27 protein-coding genes are annotated in these 26,249 nt (G+C 69.1%); 10 read left to right on the forward strand and 17 right to left on the reverse strand.

The features are described 5' to 3' along the window. Nucleotides 1-26 precede the first annotated feature (26 nt). Nucleotides 27-1,403 carry an MBL fold metallo-hydrolase gene (locus ABN611_RS34115; RefSeq protein WP_350276411.1) on the forward strand — a complete coding sequence of 459 codons (1,377 nt, stop codon included), beginning with the start codon at nt 27-29 and terminating at the stop codon, nt 1,401-1,403. A gap of 193 nt (nt 1,404-1,596) precedes the next feature. Here the strand turns inward: ABN611_RS34115 and ABN611_RS34120 are convergent, their stop codons facing one another. The 4 genes from ABN611_RS34120 to ABN611_RS34135 all read right to left on the reverse strand — a co-directional run bounded on the left by ABN611_RS34120 (nt 1,597) and on the right by ABN611_RS34135 (nt 4,271). Then, nucleotides 1,597-2,553: a hypothetical protein gene (locus ABN611_RS34120; protein ID WP_350276412.1), complete on the reverse strand. Its 957-nt coding sequence runs from the start codon at nt 2,551-2,553 to the stop codon at nt 1,597-1,599. 242 nt (nt 2,554-2,795) lie between these two features. Then, nucleotides 2,796-3,209, reverse strand: coding sequence for a PRC-barrel domain-containing protein (locus ABN611_RS34125; RefSeq protein ID WP_350276413.1), 414 nt, complete (start codon nt 3,207-3,209; stop codon nt 2,796-2,798). A gap of 4 nt (nt 3,210-3,213) precedes the next feature. Then, nucleotides 3,214-3,696, reverse strand: coding sequence for a DUF4383 domain-containing protein (locus tag ABN611_RS34130; protein WP_350276414.1), 483 nt, complete (start codon nt 3,694-3,696; stop codon nt 3,214-3,216). A gap of 98 nt (nt 3,697-3,794) precedes the next feature. Further along, the gene (locus ABN611_RS34135; RefSeq protein ID WP_350276415.1) at nt 3,795-4,271 is read right to left on the reverse strand and encodes a VOC family protein; all 477 of its coding nucleotides are present in this window, start codon (nt 4,269-4,271) and stop codon (nt 3,795-3,797) included. Between the two features lie 260 nt (nt 4,272-4,531). Here ABN611_RS34135 and ABN611_RS34140 point away from each other — a divergent pair, with 260 nt between their 5' ends. After that, the gene (locus ABN611_RS34140) at nt 4,532-5,311 is read left to right on the forward strand and encodes a methyltransferase domain-containing protein (protein ID WP_350276416.1); all 780 of its coding nucleotides are present in this window, start codon (nt 4,532-4,534) and stop codon (nt 5,309-5,311) included. Nucleotides 5,312-5,329: 18 nt separating this feature from the next. Here ABN611_RS34140 and ABN611_RS34145 read toward each other — a convergent pair whose 3' ends face one another. Then, nucleotides 5,330-5,908 (reverse strand): TetR/AcrR family transcriptional regulator, encoded by a 579-nt coding sequence (locus ABN611_RS34145; RefSeq protein ID WP_350276417.1) that lies wholly within the window; start codon nt 5,906-5,908, stop codon nt 5,330-5,332. Between the two features lie 34 nt (nt 5,909-5,942). Next, a complete protein-coding gene (locus ABN611_RS34150; protein ID WP_350276418.1) occupies nt 5,943-7,388 on the reverse strand; it encodes an MFS transporter in 1,446 nt (481 codons plus the stop codon). A 149-nt stretch (nt 7,389-7,537) separates the two neighbouring features. Here ABN611_RS34150 and ABN611_RS34155 point away from each other — a divergent pair, with 149 nt between their 5' ends. Continuing rightward, nucleotides 7,538-8,662, forward strand: coding sequence for an FAD-dependent monooxygenase (locus ABN611_RS34155; RefSeq protein WP_350276419.1), 1,125 nt, complete (start codon nt 7,538-7,540; stop codon nt 8,660-8,662). A 14-nt stretch (nt 8,663-8,676) separates the two neighbouring features. Here ABN611_RS34155 and ABN611_RS34160 read toward each other — a convergent pair whose 3' ends face one another. After that, complete coding sequence (locus ABN611_RS34160) at nt 8,677-9,261, reverse strand: TetR/AcrR family transcriptional regulator (RefSeq protein WP_350276420.1); 585 nt, start codon at nt 9,259-9,261, stop codon at nt 8,677-8,679. 88 nt (nt 9,262-9,349) lie between these two features. Between ABN611_RS34160 and ABN611_RS34165 the strand changes: the two genes are divergently transcribed. The 4 genes from ABN611_RS34165 (at nt 9,350) to ABN611_RS34180 (ending at nt 12,627) form a co-directional block, all read left to right on the forward strand. After that, the gene (locus ABN611_RS34165; protein WP_350276421.1) at nt 9,350-9,553 is read left to right on the forward strand and encodes a hypothetical protein; all 204 of its coding nucleotides are present in this window, start codon (nt 9,350-9,352) and stop codon (nt 9,551-9,553) included. After that, entirely contained in the window at nt 9,550-10,053 is a 504-nt protein-coding gene (locus tag ABN611_RS34170) for a DUF2269 domain-containing protein (RefSeq protein ID WP_350276422.1), read from the forward strand. The genes ABN611_RS34165 and ABN611_RS34170 overlap by 4 nt, the downstream gene beginning before the upstream one ends. A gap of 152 nt (nt 10,054-10,205) precedes the next feature. Beyond that, entirely contained in the window at nt 10,206-11,285 is a 1,080-nt protein-coding gene (locus tag ABN611_RS34175) for an alpha/beta hydrolase (protein WP_350276423.1), read from the forward strand. A 139-nt stretch (nt 11,286-11,424) separates the two neighbouring features. Continuing rightward, a complete protein-coding gene (locus ABN611_RS34180; RefSeq protein ID WP_350276424.1) occupies nt 11,425-12,627 on the forward strand; it encodes an epoxide hydrolase family protein in 1,203 nt (400 codons plus the stop codon). A 101-nt stretch (nt 12,628-12,728) separates the two neighbouring features. On the opposite strand, the gene ABN611_RS34185 is transcribed toward ABN611_RS34180, so the two are convergent. The 3 genes from ABN611_RS34185 to ABN611_RS34195 are packed head-to-tail and all read right to left on the reverse strand — an operon-like array spanning nt 12,729 to nt 13,788. Continuing rightward, on the reverse strand, nt 12,729-12,914 hold the full coding sequence (locus ABN611_RS34185) for a hypothetical protein (protein ID WP_350276425.1): 186 nt from the start codon (nt 12,912-12,914) through the stop codon (nt 12,729-12,731). After that, the gene (locus ABN611_RS34190) at nt 12,911-13,402 is read right to left on the reverse strand and encodes a carboxymuconolactone decarboxylase family protein (protein ID WP_350276426.1); all 492 of its coding nucleotides are present in this window, start codon (nt 13,400-13,402) and stop codon (nt 12,911-12,913) included. The genes ABN611_RS34185 and ABN611_RS34190 overlap by 4 nt, the downstream gene beginning before the upstream one ends. Then, the gene (locus tag ABN611_RS34195) at nt 13,399-13,788 is read right to left on the reverse strand and encodes a DUF6510 family protein (protein ID WP_350276427.1); all 390 of its coding nucleotides are present in this window, start codon (nt 13,786-13,788) and stop codon (nt 13,399-13,401) included. Before ABN611_RS34195 ends, ABN611_RS34190 begins: the two co-directional genes overlap by 4 nt. A gap of 235 nt (nt 13,789-14,023) precedes the next feature. On the opposite strand from ABN611_RS34195, the gene ABN611_RS34200 reads away from it, so the two are divergent. Next, the gene (locus ABN611_RS34200) at nt 14,024-14,704 is read left to right on the forward strand and encodes a VOC family protein (RefSeq protein ID WP_350276428.1); all 681 of its coding nucleotides are present in this window, start codon (nt 14,024-14,026) and stop codon (nt 14,702-14,704) included. On the opposite strand, the gene ABN611_RS34205 is transcribed toward ABN611_RS34200, so the two are convergent. Together ABN611_RS34205 and ABN611_RS34210 are read right to left on the reverse strand one after the other, a co-directional pair. After that, nucleotides 14,683-15,357: a hypothetical protein gene (locus ABN611_RS34205; RefSeq protein WP_350276429.1), complete on the reverse strand. Its 675-nt coding sequence runs from the start codon at nt 15,355-15,357 to the stop codon at nt 14,683-14,685. The genes ABN611_RS34200 and ABN611_RS34205 overlap by 22 nt on opposite strands. 14 nt (nt 15,358-15,371) lie before the next feature. Then, a complete protein-coding gene (locus ABN611_RS34210; RefSeq protein ID WP_350276430.1) occupies nt 15,372-18,143 on the reverse strand; it encodes an AAA family ATPase in 2,772 nt (923 codons plus the stop codon). 208 nt (nt 18,144-18,351) lie between these two features. Here ABN611_RS34210 and ABN611_RS34215 point away from each other — a divergent pair, with 208 nt between their 5' ends. Beyond that, entirely contained in the window at nt 18,352-19,215 is an 864-nt protein-coding gene (locus tag ABN611_RS34215) for an enoyl-CoA hydratase/isomerase family protein (protein WP_350276431.1), read from the forward strand. Nucleotides 19,216-19,333: 118 nt separating this feature from the next. Further along, complete coding sequence (locus tag ABN611_RS34220) at nt 19,334-22,117, forward strand: AAA family ATPase (protein WP_350276432.1); 2,784 nt, start codon at nt 19,334-19,336, stop codon at nt 22,115-22,117. Between the two features lies 1 nt (nt 22,118). Here ABN611_RS34220 and ABN611_RS34225 read toward each other — a convergent pair whose 3' ends face one another. Genes ABN611_RS34225 through ABN611_RS34245 form a run of 5 tightly spaced genes read right to left on the reverse strand, consistent with a single transcriptional unit; the run spans nt 22,119 to nt 26,131 of the window. Then, entirely contained in the window at nt 22,119-22,367 is a 249-nt protein-coding gene (locus ABN611_RS34225; RefSeq protein ID WP_350276433.1) for a DUF2630 family protein, read from the reverse strand. Between the two features lie 27 nt (nt 22,368-22,394). Then, nucleotides 22,395-23,819 (reverse strand): aldehyde dehydrogenase family protein, encoded by a 1,425-nt coding sequence (locus ABN611_RS34230; protein WP_350276434.1) that lies wholly within the window; start codon nt 23,817-23,819, stop codon nt 22,395-22,397. Nucleotides 23,820-23,855: 36 nt separating this feature from the next. Further along, on the reverse strand, nt 23,856-24,785 hold the full coding sequence (locus ABN611_RS34235; protein ID WP_350276435.1) for an NAD(P)-dependent oxidoreductase: 930 nt from the start codon (nt 24,783-24,785) through the stop codon (nt 23,856-23,858). A 24-nt stretch (nt 24,786-24,809) separates the two neighbouring features. After that, nucleotides 24,810-25,538, reverse strand: a complete 729-nt coding sequence (locus ABN611_RS34240; protein WP_350276436.1) for an FAD-binding oxidoreductase — start codon at nt 25,536-25,538, stop codon at nt 24,810-24,812. Further along, on the reverse strand, nt 25,526-26,131 hold the full coding sequence (locus tag ABN611_RS34245) for a molybdopterin-dependent oxidoreductase (protein WP_350276437.1): 606 nt from the start codon (nt 26,129-26,131) through the stop codon (nt 25,526-25,528). The genes ABN611_RS34240 and ABN611_RS34245 overlap by 13 nt, the downstream gene beginning before the upstream one ends. Between the last annotated feature and the right edge of the window lie 118 nt (nt 26,132-26,249).

Consider the following 26,249-nt stretch of genomic DNA (forward strand, 5'->3'; position numbering starts at 1 on the left):
AGGGGGATACCGGCACTGAGGACACCATGACCGTTCACCCATCGCTGGCGATCCGGACGATCGAGACGCCGTCGCTCGGGGACCGCAGCTACCTCGTCCACGACGGCGACGTGGCGTTCGTCGTCGACCCGCAACGCGACATCGACCGGGTCCTGGCGCTGCTCCGGACCGAGGCCGTGCGACTCACCCACGTCTTCGAGACCCACATCCACAACGACTACGTGACCGGCGGCCTCGCGCTCGCCCGCGCCACCGGAGCGACGTACCTCGTGAACGCCGACGACGAGGTCAGCTTCGAGCGCACCGCCGTCCACGACGGCGACACGATCCGGATCGGCGAGCGGATGCGACTGCGCGCCATCCACACACCCGGCCACACCTACACCCATCTGTCCTACGCCCTCACCGACGACGACCGGCCCGTCGCCGTGTTCACCGGCGGCTCCCTGCTGTACGGCGCCACCGGCCGGCCCGACCTCCTCGGACCGGAGCACACCGACGCCCTCGTCCACCACCAGCACCACTCGGCGCACAAGCTCGCCCGGGCGCTGCCCGACGAGACCAGGATCTTCCCGACCCACGGTTTCGGCTCGTTCTGCTCGGCGACCCAGTCGGAGGCGACCGAATCGACCATCGGGCAGGAGAAGCGCACGAACCCCGTCCTGACGCAGGACGAGGAGGAGTACGTCCGCGACCTTCTCGACGCCCTGGATGTCTGGCCCGCGTACTACGCGCAGATGGCGCCTGCCAACGCCGCGGGACCCGGCGCACCGGACCTCTCCCTCCCCCGGCTCGCCGACGCGGTCGAGTTGCGCCGCCGGATCGAGGGCGGGGAGTGGGTCGTCGACCTGCGGACCCGCACCGCTTTCGCCGCCGGCCACGCGCCCGGAACCCTGAACTTCGGCCTCGACGGCTCCTTCGCGACCTACCTCGGCTGGCTGATCTCGTGGGGCACGCCGGTCACGTTGCTCGGCGACACCGCCGCCGACGTCGCGCAGGCCCAGCGCGAACTCGTCCGGATCGGCATCGACCGCCCTGCGGCGCATGCCACCGGCGGGCCGGACCGCTGGAGCCCGCACGCCCCGGTGTCCTTCCCGACCGCGACGTTCGCCGACCTCGACCTCGTCCGGCATCACCGCGACGTCGTCGTGCTCGACGTACGCCGTACCGACGAGCACCGCGCCGCCCGCATCGAAGGCGCGGTCAATATCCCGATCCACGAGCTGCCGCAGCGCGTCCCCGACGTGCCGTCCGGCGAGGTGTGGGTGCACTGCGCCGCCGGCTACCGGGCCTCCATCGCCGCGTCCTTCCTGCACGCCGCCGGCCGCACGCTCGTCGCCGTCGACGACACGTTCGAGAACGCGGCGAAGACCGGCCTCCACCTCGTCGGCCCGGACGCCTGACCCGAACCCTCCAAGGAGATCCATCATGTGCCGACCCGTCACCTGTAAGACCTGCGCCAAGACAACCTGGGCCGGATGTGGCCAGCACGTCGGTCAGGTCAAGGCGATGGTTCCCGCCGACCAGTGGTGCCCTGGGCATCCCAGGTCCGAACGCCAAGGCGGCACCTGGCTCAGCAAACTGCTCGGCCGCTGATCACTCGCCGTACAGCGGCGGAGCGATGCCGGGTTCGGCGGTGTCGCGGAAGTGGACCGGGTCCGCGAACGTGGCCGGTACCTTGCCGAGGCCCTTGATGACCGTGGCGGTGCCGTTCGCGTGACCGACGGCGTACAGGTAACCGGACCTGGTGTCCTTGTCGATGCCGAGGAGCAGGGTGCCGTACTGGCCGCACTTCTCGGCGATCAGCGCGTCGAAGGCTTGCCAGGTGGAGCTGCGGACGCGTTTGACGACCGGCTTCATCGGGGACGTGAGCGGGAGCCGGATCGTGTAGAGGGCGCCGCCACGGGTGGTGGCCAGGAAGGTGTCGTACGTCGCGGTCTGGCTGATCAGCGCCATCGTCTTGACGGCCGAGAAACCACCCGCGGACTGCGGGTTGGTCCAGCCGAACCCGCCCTTGGAGTCCCAGCGGGTGATCGTGCCGTTCGAGCGCAGCGCGTAGTGGTTGACCAGGGCCCAGGGGTCCGTGTCGTACGGGTAGCTCGACTCGAGGAACGTCGCGTCGCCCCAGCCGCCGCCGACCCGGAAGTTGTGCGACTGGTCGCGCGCCACCTCGCCGGCTTCGGTGAGGAAGTAGGAGCTGCTGTACAGCCCGGAGCCGATGACCACGTGGCCGCCGTACGCACCGCCGTACCCGGGGACCACGGGGTCGTGGATGTACAGGGTGCTCAGCCTCGGTAGACCCTCGGGGAAGAGATCGGTGTACCGCGACTTCTCCTGCACCGTCGGCGGCGACCCGGCCGTGATCACCCGGTGCGTGTGATCGCCACCGGCCGTCACCGACCCGGCTCCGATCTTGCACGCCCCCGCAGCGGTCGCGGTCCCGTCAGCGGTCGCGTCAGCCGCCAGCGCGTCCGTTGGCGCTCCTGCCAGCATTCCCGTCACCAGCACACCGGCAGTAGCCAGTCGCACCGCGGTCTTGAGACGTCCAGGCACGTTGACCCCTCCCCACTGTCCGCCGGGCGTCCCCCTGCCCGGATCCGGCGCTCTCCTGCCTAGCTTGATACTCGCCGGACCCGAAAAGTTGCACGACCCCAGGAGCGACCAGCCGCGGGAGGGGGTCTCCGAAGGGCCGCGAAGGGACTCGGTCCTGGGAAGGCGACTGGCCACTCTGGTTCGAGTGTCACGCGTCAGGTCTCACCACAACAGCTCTCGTCGCGGTTATGTCGCTGTGCCGCTCAACGTCGCCACGGCGGATAGGTGTAACCGCTCAACCAGAACGGTGGGTAGTCCCAGTAGCCGTACTGGTCTTCGTAGTACCGCGGGGCGGGCACCACGTCCGGGTCGTACTCCGGGGCGCCCGCGACGTGCGTGTGCTCGCGGCCGATGTGGATCGTGTCGCCCTCGATCCGGGTGATCGCCTCGACCGGGACGAGCCGCTTCTTCTCGCCCAGGCCGAGGAAGCCACCCGAGCCGACCTCCAGGAATCGGACCCGCCGTTCGGACTCGTCGATCATCAGCCCTTCGACGTTGCCGACCTCCTCACCGTTGCTGTCGACAACCTTCTTGCCGCGCACATCGTCGGCCGGATCGGCCACCGTCAGCGCGGTGTCGTCGAGCCGAACGATCGTTCCAACCGGTTGGTCAGCCATCTCGTCACCTCTGTACGTCGCTCTCCGTGGCCGCTCGCGTCCCGGGCAGCGCACCGAGGACGATCATCCCCACGGCAAGCCCGAGATGCAGCCACTGGTCGGCGCCGTTCACCGGCACGAAGTTCGCCGTACTGTCGTGGTCGATCAACAACCCGTACAGCCACAGCGCCAGGTAGACGAACCCGCCGCCGACCAGGAACGCGCGCGCCGCGCCCACACTCCGCAGACCAAGCACCAGGCCGACGACGCCGAACAAGAGGTGTACGACGTTGTGCAGCACCGACACCTGGAAAACGCCGAGCAGCATCGCCTCGGACTCGTGCCCGGCAAACGTCATCGTGTCGAATTCGGTGGTCACACCGGGGACGAACCCGAGGACCCCGACGGCCAGAAAGACCACACCTGCCACAACAGCTACCAGCTGCACCGGGCTGGTGACCCTGGTCCTGTGTTCCGCGTGCCGACCATGCTCAGCGTGGCTCGTCATCCCAACCACTTCCCTCGTTGTGAGCTCCTGTAGACCGAGCGAGAGGGGCGCAGTACCAGTACCCCTCTCATCGGCCCCTCAAGCGCCCGGTTCGGGGGTCAGTTGTCCCGGCCCTGCCAGGTGGTCACGCAGGCTTCGTTGCCCTCCGGATCGGCAAGCACCCAGAAGGCGGGCGCCCGATCCGCCGACACCAGCCGACCCCCGGCCGCCAACGAGGACTCGATCCGACGCTCAGCCTCGTCGTGCGGCACGCAGACGTCGAAATGAATCCGATTCCGCTGCGGCCGCGGCCGATCCATGCGCTGAAACCAAACCGCCGGTCCCTGGCCCACCGGATCGACGAGCGGATCTTCCGGTCCGTCGGCGCCCGCTTCATCGCCGTACCCGAGCACGGCCTTCCAGAACGGCCTGATCCCGGCGATGTCGAGCGCGTCGATCGCGATCTCGATCACCTGAACCGACCGCGGCGCCCCCGTCCCGATCTCAGGCTCAGTCCGAAACCCGGCCCTCTCGATGATGGCAGAAATCCGCCGAGCAAGTTCGACATCCAGGGTGGTAACCGCCGCAGCCTCCACCGACTGCAGAGTGAAAACAACCCGCTCAGCCCGAACATCGACCCGAAGATGGCCATCCCCATCCGGGCCACACACCGACACCGCGTCCCCCGCCAACCCAACGGCCCGCCCCAAGGACCCCACCACCACCGAAGCCCGCAAACTCCCCAGCAAGACCCTCCACCCCGAATCCGCAACCGCCTCCGACGCTTCCCGCCGCCCCGGCACCTGTCCCATCACCACATCCTCGCAGCCCTCGGACGGGGCGTTACCGTATGGCCGTGAGCGTTGATCCGGTAGCGCACAACCGCGTGGCGTGGGACCTGCAGGTCGAGGGCGGCAACGAGTGGTCGCGCCCGGTCACTCCCGAGGCGATCGCGCGGGCCCGCGCGGGTGACTGGTCCGTCGTACTCATCGGCTACAAGCCGGTCGACCGGACGTGGTTCCCCGCCGATCTCTCCGACGTGGACATCCTCTGTCTGGCCTCGGGCGGCGGACAGCAAGGCCCGATCCTCGCCGCGGCCGGCGCCCGCGTCACGGTCTTCGACAACTCGCCACGTCAGCTCGCCCAGGATCAAATGGTCGCGGAACGCGACGGCCTCGAGTTGCGCACGGTACTCGGCGACATGCGCGACCTGTCCGAGTTCGCCGACTCCTCCTTCGACCTCGTCTTCAACCCGGTCTCGAACCTGTTCGTCCCCGAACTCGCACCCGTATGGCGCGAGTGCTTCCGGGTCCTCCGCCCGGGCGGCACGCTCCTGTGCGGCTTCCTCAACCCCGACGTGTACATCTTCGACAACGAAGCCATGGACACCCGAGGCGAACTCATCGTCCGCCACCGCCTCCCCTACAGCGACCTAACCCACGTCCCACCCGAGGAACGCGAACGCCTCTGGGGAGCCGACGCGCCATTGGAGTACAGCCACACCATGGCCGAACAGCTAGGCGGCCAACTCGCCGCCGGCTTCATCATCACCGCCTTCGACGAGTCCCCCCACCACTCCGACGCCACCGCCGGCTGGCTCCCGGGCTACTACGCCACCCGCGCCCTCAAACCCTGAAGACATGTGGCGCCTGGGCTAGCGGGCGTGAAGCAGCGAGCGCAGGGTGGCGACGAGTATCTGCGGGGCTGCGTCGGAGGTGAGGCGGCCGGCGTCGACCTCGTCGGCGGCGGCGTGCAGTACGGCGTAGAACGTGGCGACCAGCCAGTCCCGCGAGAGGTCGGTACGAAACGCGCCGTCCTCCTGGCCGCGCGCGATGAGCTGCTCGACATGACGGAACGCCGCGTCGTGCTGGTCCCGGAGAGCGGCCTGGCCGAGGTGGTCGAGCGCGGCGAGGCGCACCTTGCGGTGGCTGTCGAGTTTCGGCCACGACGTACGGACGAGGCGGTCCAACGCCTCGTCGACGTCGAGCGCGTCCAGGCCCAGTGCCGTCAGCGCTTCGTCGGTCTCGGCGACGGCACGCCGTACGACGGCTTCCAGCAGCGCCTCGCGGGTCGCGAAGTGGGCGTACAGCGTCATCCGGGTGATGCTCGCGGCGGCCGCGACCTCGCTCATCGTCGGCACGGTGCCGGCGGCGAGGAGGTCGCGGGTCGCGGCGAGGACGGTCTCGGCGTTGCGTTCCGCATCCGCCCGGCGGCGACGCTGATCAGTGGCCATCCCCGAAGCGTACGAAGCGCCGTACGACGGCGAATCAGTGGCCATGCCCGTGGCCGTGACCGTGCCCGGCCACCGGCTCCGGCTTGCCTGCGGGGACCAGCACCAGCGCGACGAGCGCAGCGGCGGCCGCAGCGATCGCGCTGGCCAGGTAAGCGTCGGTGAAGCCGCCGACGTCCGGCACTCCCGCGGACGACAAGCTCGCGGCGGCGACCGTCGAGACGACCGCGACTCCGATGCTGCCACCGAGCTCGTGGAAGGTGTTCACCACGCCGGACGCGACTCCCGACTCGGCCGCCGGAACGTTCGCCAACGTCGTGGTGGTCGCCGTGACGAACACCGGCCCGATACCCAACGCGGCAAGCACGAACCCAGGCAGGACGGCGGTGGCGACGCTGTCACCAGGCGACACTTGCGTGAGGAGCGCGGCACCCACCGCGACCAGCGCGAAACTCGCCACAGCAAGCACGCGACCGCCGACACGGCTGATCAAGTGGGCGCCGACCTGCGCGCCGATCGTGATCGCGATCGCGACCGGCAAGAACAGCAGGCCGGTCTTCATCGCGCTGAAACGCAGCATGTGCTGGAAGTACAGCGACGTGACGAAGAACAAGCCGAGCAGCAAACCCGTTGCTACCAGCATCAAGAACGTCCCGGACACCACCGGCCGCCGTGCGAGGGTCTGGGGCCGCATCAGTGGTACGGCGACCTTCGCCTCGGTCAGCACGAAAGCGCCGTACCCGAGGACCGCTCCCCCGATGGCAATCAGCGTTCCCGCAGACCCCCAGCCCGCGTCGCCTGCGTGGACCAGACCGTAGATCAGCGCCGCCGTCGCTGCGGTCACCAGCAGCGCACCGGGCGCGTCGAGGCTCTGCCGCTCCCGCGCCCCGTCCGAGCCCACCAGACGTGGGATCAGCAGCAGGATGACCAGCCCGACCGGCACGTTCACGAAGAACACCCACTGCCAGCCGGGGCCCGCGGTCAGAAGGCCGCTCAGCAGTACGCCGATCGCCGCGCCCGCGCCACCGATCGCAGCCCAGACGCCCAGCGCACGATTGCGCTCGCGGCCGTGGAACGTCATGGTCAGGATCGACAACGCAGCCGGTGACATCAACGCCGCCCCGATCCCCTGGCCTGCGCGCCCGGTGATCAGTACGGCCGCGTTCTGCGCGAGCCCGGAGGCCAACGACGCCAGCGTGAAGATCACCAGCCCGGTCAGCAGGGTCCGACGCGCACCGAGCAGATCGGCCAGCCGGCCGCCGAAGATCATCAGGCCGCCGAACACCAACGTGTACGTCGTGACCACCCAGGTCAGCGCCGCCCGCTGCAGATCGAGGTCGGCACCGATGCTCGGCAGCGCCACCTGGACCACCGTGATGTCCACGATCAGCATGAACTGCGCGAACGCCAGCAACACCAACGTCAACCATCGCGGCCGATCGACCGGAGCCGCCGGCTCCACGTGCATCTGGGTGTGGCTCATCACGCTCTCCTAACCTTTACACTCATGTATAGATTATTTGATACCCTACCCCCGTACCGAAGACAAGGGGAGGCGGCCACCTACCAGCCGGACCTCGCGCGCCGGCATCGCTCTGCGCCACTGGAGCCACAGGAACAAGGAGGAAACGCGTGGCCGGCAGGCAAGCTCTCATCGTCGGAGCGGGACTCGGCGGATTGGCGACCGCGATCGCACTCCGCCGGCGGGGCTGGGGCATCACCGTCTTCGAGCGCGCGCCGGAGCTCGCCGAGGTCGGCGCGGGGATTTCGCTGTGGCCCAACGCCGTACGGGCGCTCGACCTACTGGGAGTCGGCGACGAGGTCCGCGCCGTCGGCGGAATCGAGGCCGCCGCCGGATTCCGTGACGCGGCCGGACGCCGGCTGTTCCGCTCCGACATCGCCGCCATCGACGAGCTCTACGGGCAGACTTTGATGATCCGCAGACCGGCCCTGCTCGACATCCTGAAGGCGGCGGTCCCTTCCGACGCGGTGACACTGGATACCGAGGTCGCCGTGACAGGCGACCGGCCGACGATCACGTACGACGGTCGCGAGCACACCGCGGACCTCGTCGTCGGCGCAGACGGCATCCACAGCACAGTCCGCTCGCGGCTCTGGCCGACCGCGAAGCGACCCGAGTACGCCGGCTACACCACGTGGCGCTTCATCACGCCTCCACTGCACCTGGACGCCGAAGCCAGCGAGAGCTGGGGCCGCGGCGAGCGGGTCGGCATCTTCCCGCTGGCCGACGGCTCGATCTACTCGTACCTCACGGCGAGCACCCCGCCAGGTATCACGTACGCCGACGATCTCACCGAGCTGCGACGACGGTTCGGGCACTGGCACGATCCGATCCCGGCGATGCTCGACAGCGTCACGAACGACGACGTACTGCACCACGACATCTACTCGCTCCCGCCGCTGCCCAGCTACGTCAGCGGTCGCGCCGCACTCATCGGCGATGCCGCGCACGCGATGACACCGGACTTCGGCCAAGGCGGCGGCACCGCACTGGAGGACGCCGTCGAACTGGCCGAAGCACTGGACGCCAACCCCGACGTCGAGTCCGGCTTACGCGACTACGACGTACGCCGCCGACGCCGTACCCAGGCCATCGCGCGCCAATCCGGCTGGTTCGGCGTCTTCGCCCAAGCATCCGGCCCGCTCACCAGCGCCGTGCGCGACACCGCCGCCAGACTGCTACCGGCCCGCATCATGCTCCGATCATTGCGCCCGATGCTGACGTGGCACACCTGATCCACCCGCGTCCGTCAACCCTCCGGGATCGGCGCCAGACCGGCGACGACTACGCCGACCAGCCGCTCGACCGCCGGCTTCGACGGGACATGCCCGGCCGCCGCGAGCGCGTGGACGCAGTAGCTGGCCAGTTCGCCTGGCGCGACATCGGATCGCACAGCGCCTGCCCCGGCGGCGTCTCGGAGTACGTCAGTGAACAAAGCGTGCAACCGGTCGACACCGCGGACGCCGTCGACGGCCCGATGCAGGACGCCCTCCAGGCCATCGACGCCGTGGCGGGTCCGGTGCCAGCAGATCTTGGCGTAACCGCCCAGCACCGCGGCCAGAGCCGCCGCCGGATCGCCGGACTTGTCGCGCAGTTCCGTCAGCTGCGCCAGATGCGCCTCGACCTGCTGCTCGTGCCAGGCGCGGAGGATCGACTCCACATCAGGGAAGTACTTGTACAACGTCGCCCGGCCGATACCGACCTCGGCCGCGACCTGCGACATCGTGACGGCGAGCGCGCCACCCTCGGACACCAGCTTCCAGGTCGCGTGCAGGACGGCGTCGCGCACCTCGCGCCGGTGCGTCTCGACCGTGTCCGTCCACAGCTTCGGCACGGGAGAAGCGTACCGCCGATCCGTCCACCGTGGACAATCTGCCACATCAGGGACACTATGTATCGCAAAACCGAGCAGGAGGATCGCGATGCCCAAGGACCGTCAACCCGATGCCGCGCCGGACCACCCAGGCATGCCGCGATGGGTCAAGATCCTCGGAGTCGTCGTACTCGCCCTGATCCTCATCGCACTGCTGCTGCAATTCGTGGGCGGAGGCGATCACGGACCGGGCCGGCACCAGGGCCGCGACTCCACCGCGATGTACGGCGAACTCGCGCAGGTGTCTCCGTGAAACGACCGGTACGACGCGCACTCGTCCTGGTCCACATCATCGCCTCGATCGGCTGGATCGGGTCAGTCGCGACCTACATCGCGCTCGGCGTACTGGCCGCGGCGAACGCCGACGACCTGATCAAACGCTCGGCCTGGATCGCGATGGAGTTCACCGGGTGGTACGTCATCGTTCCCCTCGCGGTGCTCTCGCTCGCCACCGGCATCATCACCTCGACCAGCGGCGGCTGGGGCCTCCTCCGGCACTACTGGGTCGCGATCTCCCTCACCCTCACCGTCTTCTGCGTCGCGATCCTCCTGCTCCACATGCCCGACGTCACCACCGCCGCCAACCGAGCCCGCGACACCACCCGACCCGCCCACCAACTCGGCTCAGACCTCTTCCACCCCACGGTCGGCCTCGCCATCCTCCTCTTCATCGCAACCCTCAACACCTACAAACCCAAAGGCCTCACCCGGTACGGCCACCACAAAGCCCAAGAACGCCGCACCGCACCCTGAAGTCCTGACCGAGGCCAGAGCGGTTGGGCGCATCCGCGCTGCCCGGGGACGACGGGCGACCAGGGGCGGGACCAGGGAAGGTGACCGGGGCGTGGTGTTGAGCGGTCGGGTGAGGGTTGGGCGTCAGCGCATCGCTTGCGAAGGGAAATCTGATGTCCAGCAACAACGACGATGAGGACCGCGCCGGGTGGTCGCGGCGCGATGTGGTTCGGGCCGCTGGTGTGGGTGCACTTGCGATCGGCCTCGGGAGCTCCGTCGGCGCGGGACCGGCTGCGGCCGCCGGCCTCTCGCACGCGCGGGGGCCTGTCCCGAGAGGTCCGGGCTCTGTTTCGGCAGCGCCGCGGCTCTCGCCGGCGTTCCGCAGTACGTTCACCAGCCGGTACGTCGATGTCGGCGATGTGCGTCTGCACGCGGTCGTCGGTGGTCGTGGCCGGCCGCTGTTGCTGGTGCACGGGTGGCCGCAGACCTGGTACGCGTGGCGGATGGTGATGCCTGCGCTCGCGAAAGACTTCCAGGTCATAGCGGTCGATCAGCGCGGCATCGGGCTGTCCGACAAGCCGCTGGACGGGTACGACACCGCCAACCAGGCGCGTGACCTGGTCTCCCTGATGGACGCGTTCGGGCACCAGCGGTTCGCCGTGTACGGCACCGACACCGGGCTGTCGATCGCCTACGCGCTCGCCGCGGACCACCGCGACCGGATCGCTCGCCTGATCGTCTCGGAGGCATCCGTCTTCGGTGTGACGCCCTCCCCTGCCCTCTTCCAGCCGCCGGACCTGAACGCGCGGCTCTGGCACCTCGCGTTCAACCAGCTACCCGCGCACATCAACGAAGCGCTCGTCAAGGGCCGGGAAGACGTGTTCTTCGGCGCGGAGTTCGACGTCTGGGCCGGGGTCAACAAGCTGCCCCAGTACGCCGTGCAGTACTACATCCGCATGCTCCGGCCCGGCCGCGACGCGCTACATGGAAGCTTCGGGTGGTATCGCGCGATTCCGGAGAGCGCGGCCCAGAACAAGGTGCGGGCGGCCAACCGGCTCACGCTGCCGGTGCTAGGAATCGTGGCCAAGGAAGGCGTTCCAGGTGGCGCCGCGATGGCCATGAGCTTGGTGGCGGACAACGTCCAGGCCGCCGAGGTTCCGAACGGACACTGGGTCGCCGAGCAGGCACCCGACGAGGTACTGAGCGCGCTGACGTCGTTCTTGGCGCCGTACCGAAACGAAGCGGCCCGGTAGCGACAAGCAGGTCCCAGTGCAGACCCGGGAGCAGACCAGGGGCCGCAACCGGGGCGCAGGAAGCGGGCCGAGACCAGGCTTGATGGAGTCACCAACCACTTCGGGACTCCCCCACGGAGATCTGCGCCAAGGAGGCGTCATGAGCACTACCGTCGACACCGCGACCGACATCCGGTCGTTCCAGCTCGACATCCCACAGGAACAACTCGACGACATGCGCCGGCGCGTCGCGTCGACCCGCTGGCCGACCCGGGAGCTCGTCTCCGACCGATCCCAGGGCGTGCAGCAGGCGACCGTCGAGGCGCTCGCCCGGTACTGGGCGACCGAGTACGACTGGCGCGAGTTCGAGGCCAGACTGAACACACTCCCCCAGTACACGACACACATCGACGGCGTCGAGATCCACTTCATCCACGTCAGGTCGCAGCACGAGAACGCCCTCCCGCTGATCATGACCCACGGCTGGCCCGGCTCGGTCGCCGAACTGCTCGACACCATCGGTCCGCTCACCGATCCGACGGCGTACGGCGGCAACGCCGAGGACGCGTTCCACCTGGTGTTGCCGTCGTTGCCCGGGTACGGCTTCTCCAGTCAGGCGTCCGAACTCGGCTGGCACTCCGGCCGGATCGCGCAGGCGTGGGCGACGTTGATGGAGCGCCTCGGCTACAGCCGGTACGTCGCCCAGGGTGGCGACGTCGGGGCCTCCGTCACCGACGCCATGGGCCGTCAAGCACCCGCGGGGCTGGCCGGGATCCATGTCAATCTGCTCGCCGGGGCGATCGCCTTCAAGGACCAGTTGCCGGCCGAGTCCGAGCAGGAACGTACGGCGCTCGACGCGCTGAACGCGTTCATGACGGACGGCTTCGGTTACTTCCTCGAGCAGACCAACCGGCCGCAAACCATCGGCTACTCACTGCTCGACTCGCCGGTCGGGCTGGCGGCCTGGATGCTCGACCACGACACGGACAGCTACTACAAGATGTCCCAGGCGTTCGTCGACGAGCAGCCCGTCGGCAATCTCACCAAGCAGAACATCGTCGACAACATCACAACGTACTGGTTGACCGGAACCGGCGCTTCGGCGGCCCGCTGGTACTGGGAATTCGGACGCTTCGTCGCCGCGGCTGCGGCCTCCGGCCAGGCACCACCGCCGGTCCAGGTCCCGGTCGCCTTCACGACGTTCCCCGGCGAACTCTGGGCCGCGCCGCGCGGCTGGGTCGAGACCGTCTACCCCGGCGTCGCCTACTTCAACGAAGCCGACAAAGGCGGCCACTTCGCGGCCTGGGAGGAGCCGGAACTGTTCTGCGCCGAAGTCCGCGCCGCCTTCCGCTCACTCCGGTAACCGCCGACGCACGGGACGCGTGGCCGCGCCGCTGAGCGCTGACGCGCCACGGTGACGGCCACCTGTCCACACGCCGTGCCGACGAGGCCAGGAGCGGAGCATCAGCGCCGCCAGTCGAGTGCGGCACGGACGGCGAACCGGGCCTGGGCAAGGCGCTCCCGGCCCTCCTCGGGCGACAGCATGAGTTCCATGCCGCTGAGGGTGCGCTCTCGATCGTCCGGGCCGTCGAGCCCGGTGAGCTGGTCGCTCGCGAGTCGTACCGCGGCCTCGCAGGTGAGCGGCGTCATGGCGCGACATGTCCAGCCGGTCCGGGGACGGCTCCCTCGGCAATCTTGAGTCGGGTCCACATGTTCATGTTGATGACGATTCCGATGATTTCGAGGATCTCCTCGGGCGAGAAATGCTCGGCGAGGTCGTCGTGGCTGGCGGCGAAGTTGCCGGCGACCGTCGCGTCGGCCAGCCGCGTGAGCGCCTCGGCGTACGCGAGGGCGGCACGTGCGGCCGCGTCATGGAACTCGGTTTCCCACCAGGCGGTGAGGGTGTCGATCACCTCTCGGCGGATGCCGAAGTCGCGGGCGGCCTCGTAGTGGAGGTTCAGGCAGTACGTGCAATTGTTGATCTGGGACACCCGCAGGCGCAGGAGCTCGGCGAGTTGACGGTCGATACGGAGCTCGGCCTTGTACCCGAAGGCGGCGGCGCCCTGCCGTGCGAGGCCGGCCAGGTCCGCATTGGCCGAGCTGTCCGCCCGCCGGTTCGTCACGATGATCTCGCTCACGTCGTACTCCTGTCGATGTGCAGGCAGGCAAGCCCTGTCATGTCCAGCCAGGAGCTGTCACCGACGACGACGAGCCGAATCAGCACGTGGTCGCACGAGGCACAGCGGAGGACCAAGCCTGGTCCGACGTACATCCGGCAGCGCGCCATCAGCATGCTCGAACCGCAGCCGACACACCGACCGACAGCCATCGTGATGTCGAAGTCGAACAGCTCGGACAGCGGGCCGGCAGCGGCATTGCCGTCGAGATAGGTCAGAGGCACGTGCTGAGTGGGTCCCGCCGACAACACCGGGCAGTCGTGCGTCTCGTACTGGCCGGGCGGGAGGTCGGCGCGGTTGTCGCCGCGGTTGTTCCGACCGGTGAATCCGGCCGAGAAAGTTGGCATCGCGAAGTCCTTCCAGATGGTCCCCCGAAGTGGCTGACCTGCCAGTTCACCATGACGTCGCCCGGTACGGGTTCGCGCCCGGAACAGCCCCTGGCCGTCACCCTGGTCGCCTGCGAACGCCAGGTGGGTCTCCGCGCCCGGGGCATCACCAGTAGTGGACCCCGGTGTCTGCGCGGCGTCGGACAGCCAAGCTGAAGATGGCCGGATCGGAGCAGGCCTACCTGTGGAGGTATCAATGAGCACTGTCTCGCTGCGACTCGAGGTGGTCACGCTGCCGGTCGCCGATGTCGACCGCTCCAAGGAGTTCTACGAATCTCTCGGCTGGCGCCTGGACAACGACCGCGTCGTCGACGGCGCCTTCCGCACGGTGCAGTTCACGCCTCCGCAGTCGCCGGCCTCCATCCAGTTCGGCATCGGTCTGACCGCGGCCGAGCCGGGGTCGGCTGCCCGGCTGATGCTCGTCGTCGACGACATCGAAGCCGCCCGGGCCGACCTCATGAACCGCGGTGTCGAGGTCAGCGGCAGCTACCACTACGAGCGCGTGCCCGGTCGCAGTGGGGAGATCGAGTCGCGGGTGCCGGGCCGCGACCCGGCCGAGCGCTCGTACTTCACCTATGCGTCGTTCAGCGACCCGGACGGCAACGGTTGGCTGCTGCAGGAGATCAAGGCCCGCCTCCCCGGCCGGGAGTGGACGAGCGGTGATCACGGCGTCCCGGCGGCCGAGGTACGACGTGACGCGGCACTGCAGCACGACGCCTTCGAAAGGGTCGCGGCCCCGCGCGCCTGGCTGGACTGGTACGCGAGATACACGCACGAACGCGCGCACGGGAGCACGCCCGACGAGGCTGCCCTGGCCGCTTACCGCTACCTGTCCGAGGAGTTCCGTCCAGCGGCTCAGCCGGGGAACCGCGGGTGATAGTCGCGGCTGACCTGATGGACCTTGTGGTAGCCGAGCGTGCCCAGCACAACAGCGGTGACGACGGCGGTGAGGACGCCGACCAGGGTCCGCACATCCGGTGAGGCCCCTGATGTCTGGCAGATGATCGCGGCCAGCACCCCCGTGACCACCGCATCGACGACGCCGACGACGAGCGGTGAGCCGGACATCCAGTGGGTGACGCCCACCCGGTCACGAAAGGCGTATGTCTGCATCAGGCCGGGCCTGTCGTCGTGGTGGCTCGCGACGAAGTAGTTCTCCAGCTCGGGTGCGAGTTCGACGTACGCGTGCCGGAGCCGATTCATTCCGAGCACCAACCACGCGTCCTCGACGTCTGCCTCGATCAGGCGGAAGAACGTCCCGACGCCGATGAGCAGGACGACCGGCAGGATCAGCATCGCGAACGTCCGGAAGTCCGGTCCGAAGCCGGTCGCGTTGGCGACCAGAGACAGCGCGATCACCGCGGCCGACAGCACCGTCAGGTAGGTACCGGTCCGGCTGAAGATCTCGGTCCACGTCATGCTGCGGGTGGCGAGCAAACTCCAGTGCTCGGTGACCAGGAACTGGACGAGCGGTTTGCTGTTGACGTCGAGACCGTCGAGTGGCGGTCGAACCGGTGGTGGCTGCCTCATCCGATCTCCCATGCTCAGGACCCCGCGCTCATCCCGCGCAGCGCGCCGGTCAGCTGCCGTCGGGCGGTGACACTCAACTTCGTGAAGATCTTCCGGAGATGCCATTCGACGGTCCGTGGACTGATGTAGAGCTCGGAAGCGATCTCGGCGTTGGTCAGGCCGTCTGCCGCGAGCCGAGCGATGTGCAGCTCCTGCGAGGTCAGCTCCTGCTGGGTTTCTGTCTGCCGGCGGACCGTCTCGCCGGTGGCGCCGAGCTCGCGGCGCGCGCGGTCGGCGAAGGCCTCCATCCCCATCTCCGACATGGCGTCGTGCGCGGATCGGAGGTGTTCGCGCGCCTCCAGCCGGCGCCCGGCGCGCCGGAGCCACTCGCCGAACAGCAGGCGCGTCCGCGCCGACTCGGCCCGCAGCTTCGTACGCTCGAGACGGTCGACCGCTTCGCGGTAGAGCTCCTCGGACCGCGGCCCGTCGAGTTGCGCCTCCGAACGCGCGGCGACACCCAGCGCCCAGTCCGTCCCGCTCGTCCGCGCCGACGCGGCGAGTTCCTCAGCGGCCCCGGCGGCCGCGTCGGTATCGCCCGTGCGCGCCGCAGCCTCCACGAGTTCCACCAGGCTCCAGGACCGGACCACCATCTCCTCCGGGTGAGCGGCGCCCGCTCGCGCGGATTCGAGCGCCGCCGGATAGTGCCGGTGACTGTTGCTCAGCATGGCCTTCGCCCAGTGAATCAAGGACACGCTGAGCCCTTCCCCACGCGCGGCTGCGTCACGCTGCGCGGCCACGAGCGTTGCGTGTTCGTCCTGTCCGGTGAAGGCCGCCAGACCGATCGCGCCGTACGGCGTCATCCTCGACTGCGCGAGCTCCGTAGCAACGTCCGCCTCGTGGACGAGAGCAGCGGCCGCCGGTAGGTCGCCGGCGAACAGATCCACGAACCCGCGCGAATGGAGCGCCAGCGGTAGCGCACTGACCGCACCCGCATCGCGTGTGATCCGCAGGTGCCGGACGGCCAGTCGCTCCCACGCCTCGCTGTCCCGCAGATCGATCGCGACCGCCGTCGCCAGCCAAAGGAACCGAACTGCCTCCTGCACCGGGATGTCGTCGCTGTCGTACGCCTGGATCGAGGATCGGAGCATCGGGACCGCGGCGGATTGGCCACCTTCGATGCGCGCCGCGAGTGCACGCAGGAGATCGTCTCCGCGGCGCGGCCGCGACGGCCTCGGCACATCGCGGACCATCAAGGCAACCGCTCGAGCGCCGGGATCCGTGGCGAGGTGGCCGGCGAACCAAGCGGCGGTGAACGCGTCGACGTAGCTGTCGAGGGCGAGCTCGACGTCGAGAGGCTCGAGGCGGCGAGCGGCGTTCACGAGCAGCGGCAGCGCTTCCCGGACCTGGTTGCTCGCCAGGCCGATCTGCGCGCGCAGTACGTCCAGACGGGCGCGCTGGAGTTCGTCGAGCGGTCCGTGTTCGGTCACCGCGAGCAGCTGCGAGGCGGCCTCGAGAGTGCCTGCGTGCATCATCGCCTGGGCAGCGTTCAGCCGGCGCTGCACGCGGTGCGTGGCTTCCGGCGTCAGTACTGCGGCCCGCTCCAGGAACGCCGCGGCCGCTGCCAGTCCGCCCTGAGCCAGCGCGCGATCAGCAGACTGTTCGAGTTGTGCCGCGACGGCCTCGTCGGGCCCGGTCGCCGCGGATGCCAGATGCCAGGCCCGACGATCAGGGTCCGCCAGCGAGTCGGTCGACTCCGCCAGCGCGCGGTGTGCCGCCTGGCGCTCCCCCACGGTGACCGAGCGGTAGGCGACCGAGCGGACCAGAGGATGCCGGAAGCGCACCGTCTCGCGGAGTTCGATCAGGCCTGCGCGCTCGGCCGGGCGGGCAGCGTCCACGCCGAGGCCAAGGCGCTTCGCGGCACGCCACAGCAGGCGAATGTCGCCGATCGGCTCCGCCGCCGCGATCACCAGCAGCAACCGCGACGCATGCGGGAGCAGCTCCAGGCGCCGGCGATACCCCTCCTCCATCCGGCTGGTCAAAGATCCGTGACCGGCCCAGTTCTCAGGCGCCGGACCGAAGCTGAGTTCGGTCGCCGTGAACCACCGCGGCAGCTCGAGAAGCGCCAGTGGGTTGCCGTGGGCCTCCGCCAGGATGCGCTCCCGTACCCGGGCGTCGAGCCGTCCGCGCACTGTCGATTCCAGCATCGCCCGGGCGGCCGGGGCCGACAGCCCTTCGAGCGTCAGGCGCGGAAGGCCGGCCCAGATCCCGGCCGGCTCGCCCTCTCTGACTGTGACGACCAAGGCAACGGAACCGACGCCGGACTGGGAGGTCAGCCGCCGCGCCACGAACGCCAGCGTCCGTGCGGACGCGAGATCGAGCCATTGCGCGTCGTCGACCAAGCACACCAGCGGGCCGTCGGCGACGCTCACGGACAGCAGCGTCGAGATCGCGAGTCCGATCAGGAACTGGTCGGGAGGCATACCCTCGCGCAAGCCGAAGGCTGTCGTCAGCGCGTCCGCCTGCGGCCCCGGGAGCCGGTCGAGCAGCGGCAGTAGGGGCTCGCAGAGCTCGTGGAGTCCCGCGAACGCGAGTTCCATCTGCGACTCGACGCCCGTGACACGCAGCGTGCGACAGTCCACCGCCGCTGCCGCTGCATAGTCGAGCAGCGCGCTCTTGCCGATGCCGGGCGCACCGCCCAGGACGAGAGCTCCGTGTCCACCCAGACGCGCCGACGCGACAAGGCGGTCCAGCTTTTCGCACTCGTCGCGGCGGCCGCGCAGACGCGGCCGCCGACGGCCGCTCTTCAAGGACAGGACCCCCCTTCAAGCACCTCGCTCTACGCTCGCACCCGATTCCGGAACGCGCAATCCCCGGATTCCCGGCGGCGTTCCAGCCTGACCAGCACCAGTATCTCGGCCAGTGCCTGGTACTGGCGCGATCACGTGCACGGTGCGTAATGGTCGTCTCGTCGGCACCTGGCCGGACGCGTCGTGGGCAAGGAATCGGAGGCCTTCGATGAACGCTCTGCAGTTCCACGTCACCGAGATCTCGGACGCTTACTGGAAGGCCTCGTTCGGCAACGGCCCCGTCAATCTGATCGACCTCGACACGATCGAGCAACTCGCCGACCTCGTGAACCGGATCGAGGATGCCCCCGCACTGACGGTCGTGGTCTTCGACAGCCCGAACACGGACTTCTTCATGGCGCACTGGGACATCACTGCCGACCGGGCCGGCCTGGCCGCCATGAAGCCAGGCCCGACAGGTCTGCACCCGTACGTCGACAACCTTGTCCGCCTGAGCAAGGTTCCCGCGGTCACCGTCGCCGCCGTCCGAGGCCGCGCCCGCGGTGCCGGGAGTGAGTTCCTGCTCGCCACCGACATCCGCTTCGCGAGCGAGACAGCGGTCATCGGCCAGGTGGAGGTCGGTCTGGGCGCGGTGCCCGGCGGCGGGGCGATGGCCCGGCTGTCTCGTTTGGTCGGCCGCGCGCGAGCGGCCGAGATCGTATTCGGCGCCGACGATTTCCCGGCGGACCTCGCCGCGATCTACGGGTACGTCAACCGCGTCGTTCCCGACTGCGAGCTCGACGACTTCGTCGATCGCTTCGCCCGCCGCGTCGCGAACTTCGACAAGTCGGTGATCGTCGGCGTCAAAGCATTGCTCGATCTCGCGTCGTTGCCCGCCGACGAGGAATTCGGGCCGGGGATGACTGCCTATCTTCGAACAGCGTGGCGGCCGGCGAACGTCGCGCGGATCCGCCGGCTGCTCGAACTCGGTCTACAGACACCGTCGGGCGTCGAACTCGATCTCGGCCGGGCGGTCGGCGAGACCGAGGTCCCGCAGAACGAGACCCGGTCCGACGGCCGGCCGGCCGGCTGAGAAATCGCGATTGCCCCGCAGCCGGGGTCGGTGCCATTGTGAAATCCTGTGCCGGCTCCGACGTCGCCCCATGCCGAGGCCGAATCTGCCAGCAGAACCGGACGGATTTGGGGGCCTCATGACAGTCAGCTCAGGGTGGCCAGGACTCCGCGGACGACAGTCCGAGTGCGACTCGCTCCTGGCACTGTTGGGCGAAGCTCGTGACGGCCGAAGCCAAGCCATGGTGCTGTCCGGCGAAGCCGGAATCGGCAAGACCGCGCTGCTGAACTACCTGCTGCAGAACGCCGACGGATACCGGGTGACCCGAACAGCGGGTGTCGAGTCCGAGATGGAGCTCGCCTTCGCGAGCTTGCAGCAGCTCTGTGTTCCGTTCACCGACGGGCTGAACCGGTTACCGCCGCCCCAGCGGACGGCTCTCGACACGACGTTCGGCCTGGCGTCGGGTGTTCCGCCCGATCGGTTCGTGGTCGGGCTGGGTGTCCTCAATCTGCTGAGCTACGCGGCCGAGGAGCAGCCGCTGCTGTGTCTCGTCGACGACGCCCAATGGCTCGATCAGGCGTCCGCGCAGACCTTGGAGTTCGTCGCTCGCCGGCTCCGCGCGGAGCCGGTCGCGATCGTCTTCGCGCTGCGTACGACGGACGACCAGCCAACGTTGACGGCCCTGCCACAGCTGCCCCTGCACGGGCTCAGTAACCAGGAGGCAGTGGACCTGCTGGATTCCGTGTTCGCCGGGCGACTCGACGAGCAGGTCCGGGACCGCCTCGTGGCCGAGTCGCACGGCAACCCTCTCGCGCTGCTCGAACTCCCGAGAGAGTTGACCTCGGTCGGCGGGCCTCTCGCTGTCGGTCACCGCGCGTCGTCCAGACTGGCCGATCGCCTCGAAGACGGCTTCCTCGGCAAGCTGGAGGGTTTGTCGGCACCCGCCAGACAGTTGCTGGTGCTCGCGGCCGCCGATCCCGTGGGTGACGTCGACCTGGTGCATCGCGCCGGCCGGCAGCTCGGGATCGACGACCAGGACGTCTCGGACGCCGAGGCGACGGGGATGATCGAACTGCGCCACCGGGTGGAGTTCAGGCACCCGCTGGTGCGGTCCGCCGTCTACCGAACCGCCGGTCCGGAGGATCGTCGAGCCGCACACCAGGCGCTCGCCGACGTCACGGATCCGGTCCAGGACCCGGACCGGCACGCGTGGCATCGCTCCCGCGCAGCCCTCGGTCCCGACGAAGCAGTCGCCACCGCACTCGAGCAGTCCGCGGACCGCGCCCTCGGCCGTGGCGGCCTCACCGCGGCGGCAGGCTTCCTCGAAGCAGCCGCCACGTTGACACCCGAACCGGATCATCGAGCCCGGCGCTCGCTGGCGGCCGCACAGGCCAAGGCGTCGGCCGGCGCCTTCGGCGACGCGCTCTCCATGCTTGCCGAGGCACAGGCGGGCCTACTCGACGAGCTGGACAGCGCACGGGTGGATCTCTTACAAGCACAGATCTCCCACCACTCCGAAGGCGGGAATAAAGGACTCCCGCTGCTCCTCAGCGCCGCCTCACGGCTCGAACCGCTCGACCCGAGGCTTGCCCGGGAGACGTACCTCGACGCCTTCGCCGCGGCCATGTTCGCGGGACGACTCGCGTCGGGATCCGGCATCGGTATGCGCCAGGTCGCCGAAGCAATGCGCGGAATCCAACTGCCGGTCGCGCCCGACAAGTCCGATGCGCTGCTGCGCGGGATCGCTGAGCTGTTCACCGACGGCTACGCCGCGGCGGCACGCGGTCTGCTCGAGACCATTCACGCGTTCGGATCCGACGAACTCACGATCGACGAGTCGGTACGCTTCGCGTGGCTGGCGGCCTGCGCGGCGACAGATCTCTTCGACGATGCCAATTGGGGCGTCCTGACGCACCGTCACCTGACCGCGATTCGCGACATCGGCGCGCTCGCCGTACTGCCGGTCGCTCTCAACAGCCGCATCATCTACGACCTGTACAGCGGCGACCTGGCCGAAGCCGAAGCCTTGGTCGCGGAATGCGCCTGGGTCGCCGACGTAACCGGTGGGCAGAACACGATGATGCCGTATGGCGACGTCTGCCTGCGCGCGATCCGCGGCGACGCGGAACGAGCCGAACCGCAGTTCCACAAACTGCTGGAGGACGTCACGGCACGCGGCGAAGGGGTCGGCCTCAACATGATCGGCTGGTTCCAGGCCGTCATGTACAGCGGACTGGGACGCCACCCGGAAGCGTTGACCGCGGCCCGGATGGCCGCCGACTCCCCACTGGAGCTCGGGCCCCCGAAGTGGGCCCTTGCCGAGGTCGTCGAAGCCGGAGTGCACACCGGCAACACCGCAGAAGCGGCCCTCGCGTTCGAACAGCTCTCGGCCTTCACCCAGGCCAGCGGTACCGACGCCGCACGAGGGGTCGAGGCCGGTAGGCGAGCCCTGCTGCAGTCAGGCCGCGATGCCGAAGACTGTTACCGGGAGGAGGCCGAGAGGCTGGCGCGCACAACCCTCCAGGTCGAGCGCGCCCGCGCTCAGCTCCGGTACGGCGAGTGGCTGCGACGTGAGGACCGCCGCGGCGAGGCACGCACCCAACTGCGCCTGGCGTTCGAAACGTTCGGTGCCCTCGGCGTGGACGGGTTCGCGGAGCGCGCACGCCAGGAGCTCGGGGCGACGGGCGAGACCGTACGTCGGCGTACCAGCGAAGCCACCGGAAATCTCACCGCGCAGGAGACCCGGATCGCGCAGCTGGCAGTTGAAGGCCTCACCAACTCCGAGATCGGGGACGCGCTGTTCCTCAGCGCCCGCACGGTGGAATGGCACTTGCGCAAGGTGTACACCAAGCTCGGTGTGCAGTCCCGTCGACGGTTGCGCGAGTCACTCTCGGAGTCGCGCCCCGCCGCGAAGATGCCCTGATTCATTGGAGGTAGCGCTCCACCTGGTTCTCGGGACGAACCGCAGCCGTGTCCGGGTCAGCTCCTGCCGTCCGCAGTGCGCGGCGCTGCCGGAGCAGGTCCCAGCACTGGTCGAGTTCGACCTCCACGGCTCGCAGCCGCTCTGCCTGCGCGGCATGCTCGAGCGCGGGCCCTGGGCGATACGCACGCAGCTGGTGTTCTTCGTCGACAAGGCGCCGGATGGCGTCGTGGACGGACGAGTCGGAAGGCATCGCGTTCTCCTGTCGGGACGGTGCTGGTCAGCCGGTGAACTGGGCGTAGGTCTTGATCTCCTGGAACTCCTCCAGCGCGCGGATGCCGTTGAGCCGGCCGATTCCGCTCTGGTTGAACCCGCCCTCTTCGTACTCGTCCACGACCACCGCCCAGGTGTTGGTCCACACCGTGCCCGCGTGGAGCCGGCGACCGACGCGCCGCGGCCGGTCGGCGTCGCGGGTCCAGATCGCGGCGGCGAGCCCGTACTCGGTGCAATTGGCGAGCCGTACTGCGTCGTCCTCGGACTCGAAGGTCTCGAACGTGGCCACCGGACCGAACACCTCGCGCTGGACGATGTCGAGATCCGGGTCGTCGACGGCGACGAGGGATGGGTGGTAGTACGCACTGCCCGGCGAATGCTGGCCGCCGCGGACCAGCGTCGTACCGTGCTTGCCGGCCTCCTCGACGATCCGGTCGACCCGCAAGGCGTTCGCCGCGTCGATCATCGGCCCCATCTGGCTCTCCGGATCGTCCCCGGGGCCGACCCGGACGGCGGACAAGGACTCGACCATCCGATCGCGTAGCTCGTCCGCGACACCACGCTGTACCAGAATGCGGCTGCCCGTCATACAGAACTGGCCGGTGAACGTCGTGATCGCGGCAGTGAGGACGGGCACCGCCGCATCGAGATCGGCGTCGTCGAACACGATCATCGGTGTCTTGCCGCCCAGCTCGAGCGACAGTCGCTTGAGTTGCGGAGCGGCGTTCGCCATGATCTGGCGGCCGACGAGCGTGCTGCCGGTGTAGCTGAGTACGTCGACCTCGGGCGACGAGACCAGCAGCCGGGCCACCTCGCTCCCGGACTCCGTAAGCGACGACACCACGCCGGCGGGCAGGCTCGGGATCTCGCTGAGGAGGTTGTGGAACAGCCCGTTGACCATGGCGGTCTGTGACGGCAGCTTGACGACCGCGGTGCAACCGGCCGCTAGTGCGGGAGCCAGCGACCGCACGAGCAGGATCACCGGCGAGTTCCACGGCGTGATGATCCCGGCGACTCCGATCGGTTCGGGGACCGAACTCATGTGCAGGCCCGGAGACACCTCCGACGCGCGCCCGCCCTGGCTCAGCGCCAATGCGGCGTAGTACTGGAACTTCGGGGCGGCGAGACCGACCTCGAACGCAGCGTCCTTCAGGATCTTTCCGTTCTCCCGGGCGAGCATCAGCACGAGCTCGTCGCGGTGCCTCTCGACCGCATCGGCGAGCTCGGCGAGGACCCGGTGCCGAAGCCGGCGGTCCCTGGCCCAGTCGCTCTCCTCGAAGACGCGCCGTGCGGCGCGGATGGCCTCGGCGCCCTGTTGTGCGTCGGCGTCCGCGTAGGTACCGAGCACGGAGCCGTCGGCCGGGCTGATGGACTTTCCTTCCTTGGCGGAGCTCGCCAGTTGCCCGTCCAGGAACTGCCGTGCGACTGTCATGTCGTTCTCCAGATGTTCGTACGTCGAATGGTTGTGTCAGCCGAAGAGCTCCTCGAAGCCGTCACGCCACGAGGGGTACGTCGGCGCGAAGCCGAGCTCTGTCTTCGCCTTGGCGTTGCTCGCTGCAGGCAGGCGATTGCCGTAGTACACGGCTTGGACTCCGATCTGCGCCTCGGCCTCTTCCTCGGAGACGCGTCGCGGCGCCGGGGCCTGCAGGATGCGTGCCAGATAGGGCAGCCATTCGGCCTGCGGAGCAGGTTCGTCGTCCACGATGTTGTAGACACCGGGGCCGCCGCCCTCGACCGCCTGCAGCGTGACCGCCGCCGCGTCGCGGACGTGCACGAACGGATACCGGCCGGCACCGTCGCCGACGATCGGCAGCTCGCCGGCCTTCACCGCGGTCGCGAGGTCGCCACCTGGTCCGATCGCGGTGCCCTCGCCGTACAAGAACCCGTAGCGGAGCCCGACGCCCTCGATCCCGGGAGTGTTCAGTACCAAGTCCTCGGCCTCGACGTTGGCACGCACGTGACTGCCGAGCGGTCCCGGACCATCGACGTACAGCGGTGCCGACTCGTCGGTCGGCCCCGCGCCGGGCCGGGTCATGAAGCTGGCGCTCTGCGCGACGACCCTCGAGGTACCGGCCGCCTGGGCTGCTTTCATCAAGACCTTCGTGCCTTCGCGCCGCAGTCGATTGGTGAGCGCCAGCCAGGTTCCGTAGTCACGGGACGGACCCGACAACGCGGTCATCAGGTTGACGATCACTCGCGGCTGGGCGTCGACGATCACCCGGACCACGTCCGCTTCGTCGAGCCCATGCATCAGCACCGGCTGTGCCCCGAGGCCTTCCACGAAACGGAAGCTGTCCCGCCGGCGCGAGCTGACCGTGACCGCGTGTCCGCGGTCCACCAGCGCCTCGACGAGTGGTCTGCCGATCACCCCTGTGCCCCCTGCGACGAAGACTCGCATCGGTCTGTCTCCTTCCTCGTGGTGTCAGAGCCCGAAGCGCTCGGCCCTGATGTTGTCGGCGGCGAATCCCGCTTCGATGAGCAGCTCGATGGCGGCCTCGACGAATCCCGTCGAACCGCACACGTAGCAACGAGTTCCAGGGACCGGCGGCAGCCCGTACGTTTCGATGTCAGAGGTGGTGATCCTGGCCGGAGGCCGCGGCTCGGTATCGGGCGACGCGCGGCTGTACAGGACGGTTACCGCCGACGTCGGATCCTGACTGCGGATCCGCCCGGCCAGCTCGGTTGCGTATAGCAACGTTTTGGGGCTGCGGACGGAGTACAGCAGCCGCATCGGGCCGCGTTCGGCCACCCAGTCGTGCGCGCGGAGCATCGCCATCAGCGGCGCGACGCCGACACCGCCACCGACGAGCTGGACCGGCGCCGGATCGGCACCGTCCCAGACGAACCATCCCCCGAGCGGTCCCCGGACCTCCAGCTCCGTGCCGGTCTTCGTCCCGCCGACGAGATAGGTCGACACCTCGCCCTTCTCGGTCAGCTCCACCGTCAGGTCGATCCGCGATCCGTTCGCCGGGGTGGCGATCGAGTACGGACGAACGGCGGTGTAACCGTCCGCGGCGGTCAGGCGTACGTCGACGTGCTGCCCGGGCCGGTGCGCACTCCAGGCGTCGATCTCCAGCGTCAGTGTGCGCGCGGTCGCGGTCTCGTCCAGGACGCCGACCACCCTGGCGCGCTGCCAGGTCAGTCGTCCCAATGTCGTTGCTCCCGCCACGGATCGCCGTAGTTGTGGTAGCCGAGCCGCTCCCAGAATCCCGCCTCGTCGCGTGCCTGCAGCCGGAGGCCGCGCAGCCATTTCGCGCTCTTCCACAGGTACAGGTGCGGGACGAGCAGGCGGGCGGGACCGCCGTGCTCGGGGTCGATCGTCCGGCCTTCGTACTCGAACACCACCCAGGCCTTGCCGTCGAGCAGGTCGACGAGCGGCAGATTGGTCGTGTACCCGCCGTACGACGAGGCGAGCACGAACTCGCTGTCCACTTCCAGCTCCGCGAGCAACGTGTCGACGGGTACGCCGGTCCAGGTGGTGCCGAGCTTGCTCCATCTGGTCACGCAGTGCAGGTTGACCGTGACCTCCTCGGCGTCGAGCTCACGGAACTCGTCCCAGGTCCAGCTCCGCGCGGTCCCGTGATCGCCGGTGACGTCCAGCCGCCACGCGTCGAGCGATACCAGCGGTGTAGGGCCGGCCGACAGCACCGGGAACTCACGCGTGACGTACTGCCCTGGTGGAATGCCGGACTTCCCGGCGCCGCGCTCGGGGCGACCGGTGAAACCAGCCGAGAAGATGGCCATCGCGGGATCCTCCGGATCGGGGGTCGAGAGGTTGCGGTTTCACGATCGCCGCCCCTGGGCGCGGCACGCACCCGGGTCAAGCCCTGGTGGCAACCCTGGTCGCCGTAGGCGCAGGGCC

Source organism: Kribbella sp. HUAS MG21 (assembly GCF_040254265.1).
Lineage (GTDB): Bacteria > Actinomycetota > Actinomycetes > Propionibacteriales > Kribbellaceae > Kribbella.

Excerpts from the sequence above, each read along its gene's own strand:
- ABN611_RS34115 (WP_350276411.1), top strand. The coding sequence starts at position 27 with ATGACCGTTCACCCATCGCTGGCGATCCGGACGATCGAGACGCCGTCG.
- ABN611_RS34125 (WP_350276413.1), bottom strand. The coding sequence starts at position 3,209 with ATGGCTGACCAACCGGTTGGAACGATCGTTCGGCTCGACGACACCGCG.
- ABN611_RS34130 (WP_350276414.1), bottom strand. The coding sequence starts at position 3,696 with ATGACGAGCCACGCTGAGCATGGTCGGCACGCGGAACACAGGACCAGG.
- ABN611_RS34145 (WP_350276417.1), bottom strand. The coding sequence starts at position 5,908 with ATGGCCACTGATCAGCGTCGCCGCCGGGCGGATGCGGAACGCAACGCC.
- ABN611_RS34150 (WP_350276418.1), bottom strand. The coding sequence starts at position 7,388 with ATGAGCCACACCCAGATGCACGTGGAGCCGGCGGCTCCGGTCGATCGG.
- ABN611_RS34165 (WP_350276421.1), top strand. The coding sequence starts at position 9,350 with ATGCCCAAGGACCGTCAACCCGATGCCGCGCCGGACCACCCAGGCATG.
- ABN611_RS34175 (WP_350276423.1), top strand. The coding sequence starts at position 10,206 with ATGTCCAGCAACAACGACGATGAGGACCGCGCCGGGTGGTCGCGGCGC.
- ABN611_RS34180 (WP_350276424.1), top strand. The coding sequence starts at position 11,425 with ATGAGCACTACCGTCGACACCGCGACCGACATCCGGTCGTTCCAGCTC.
- ABN611_RS34185 (WP_350276425.1), bottom strand. The coding sequence starts at position 12,914 with ATGACGCCGCTCACCTGCGAGGCCGCGGTACGACTCGCGAGCGACCAG.
- ABN611_RS34195 (WP_350276427.1), bottom strand. The coding sequence starts at position 13,788 with ATGCCAACTTTCTCGGCCGGATTCACCGGTCGGAACAACCGCGGCGAC.
- ABN611_RS34200 (WP_350276428.1), top strand. The coding sequence starts at position 14,024 with ATGAGCACTGTCTCGCTGCGACTCGAGGTGGTCACGCTGCCGGTCGCC.
- ABN611_RS34205 (WP_350276429.1), bottom strand. The coding sequence starts at position 15,357 with ATGAGGCAGCCACCACCGGTTCGACCGCCACTCGACGGTCTCGACGTC.
- ABN611_RS34215 (WP_350276431.1), top strand. The coding sequence starts at position 18,352 with ATGAACGCTCTGCAGTTCCACGTCACCGAGATCTCGGACGCTTACTGG.
- ABN611_RS34220 (WP_350276432.1), top strand. The coding sequence starts at position 19,334 with ATGACAGTCAGCTCAGGGTGGCCAGGACTCCGCGGACGACAGTCCGAG.
- ABN611_RS34225 (WP_350276433.1), bottom strand. The coding sequence starts at position 22,367 with ATGCCTTCCGACTCGTCCGTCCACGACGCCATCCGGCGCCTTGTCGAC.
- ABN611_RS34230 (WP_350276434.1), bottom strand. The coding sequence starts at position 23,819 with ATGACAGTCGCACGGCAGTTCCTGGACGGGCAACTGGCGAGCTCCGCC.
- ABN611_RS34235 (WP_350276435.1), bottom strand. The coding sequence starts at position 24,785 with ATGCGAGTCTTCGTCGCAGGGGGCACAGGGGTGATCGGCAGACCACTC.
- ABN611_RS34245 (WP_350276437.1), bottom strand. The coding sequence starts at position 26,131 with ATGGCCATCTTCTCGGCTGGTTTCACCGGTCGCCCCGAGCGCGGCGCC.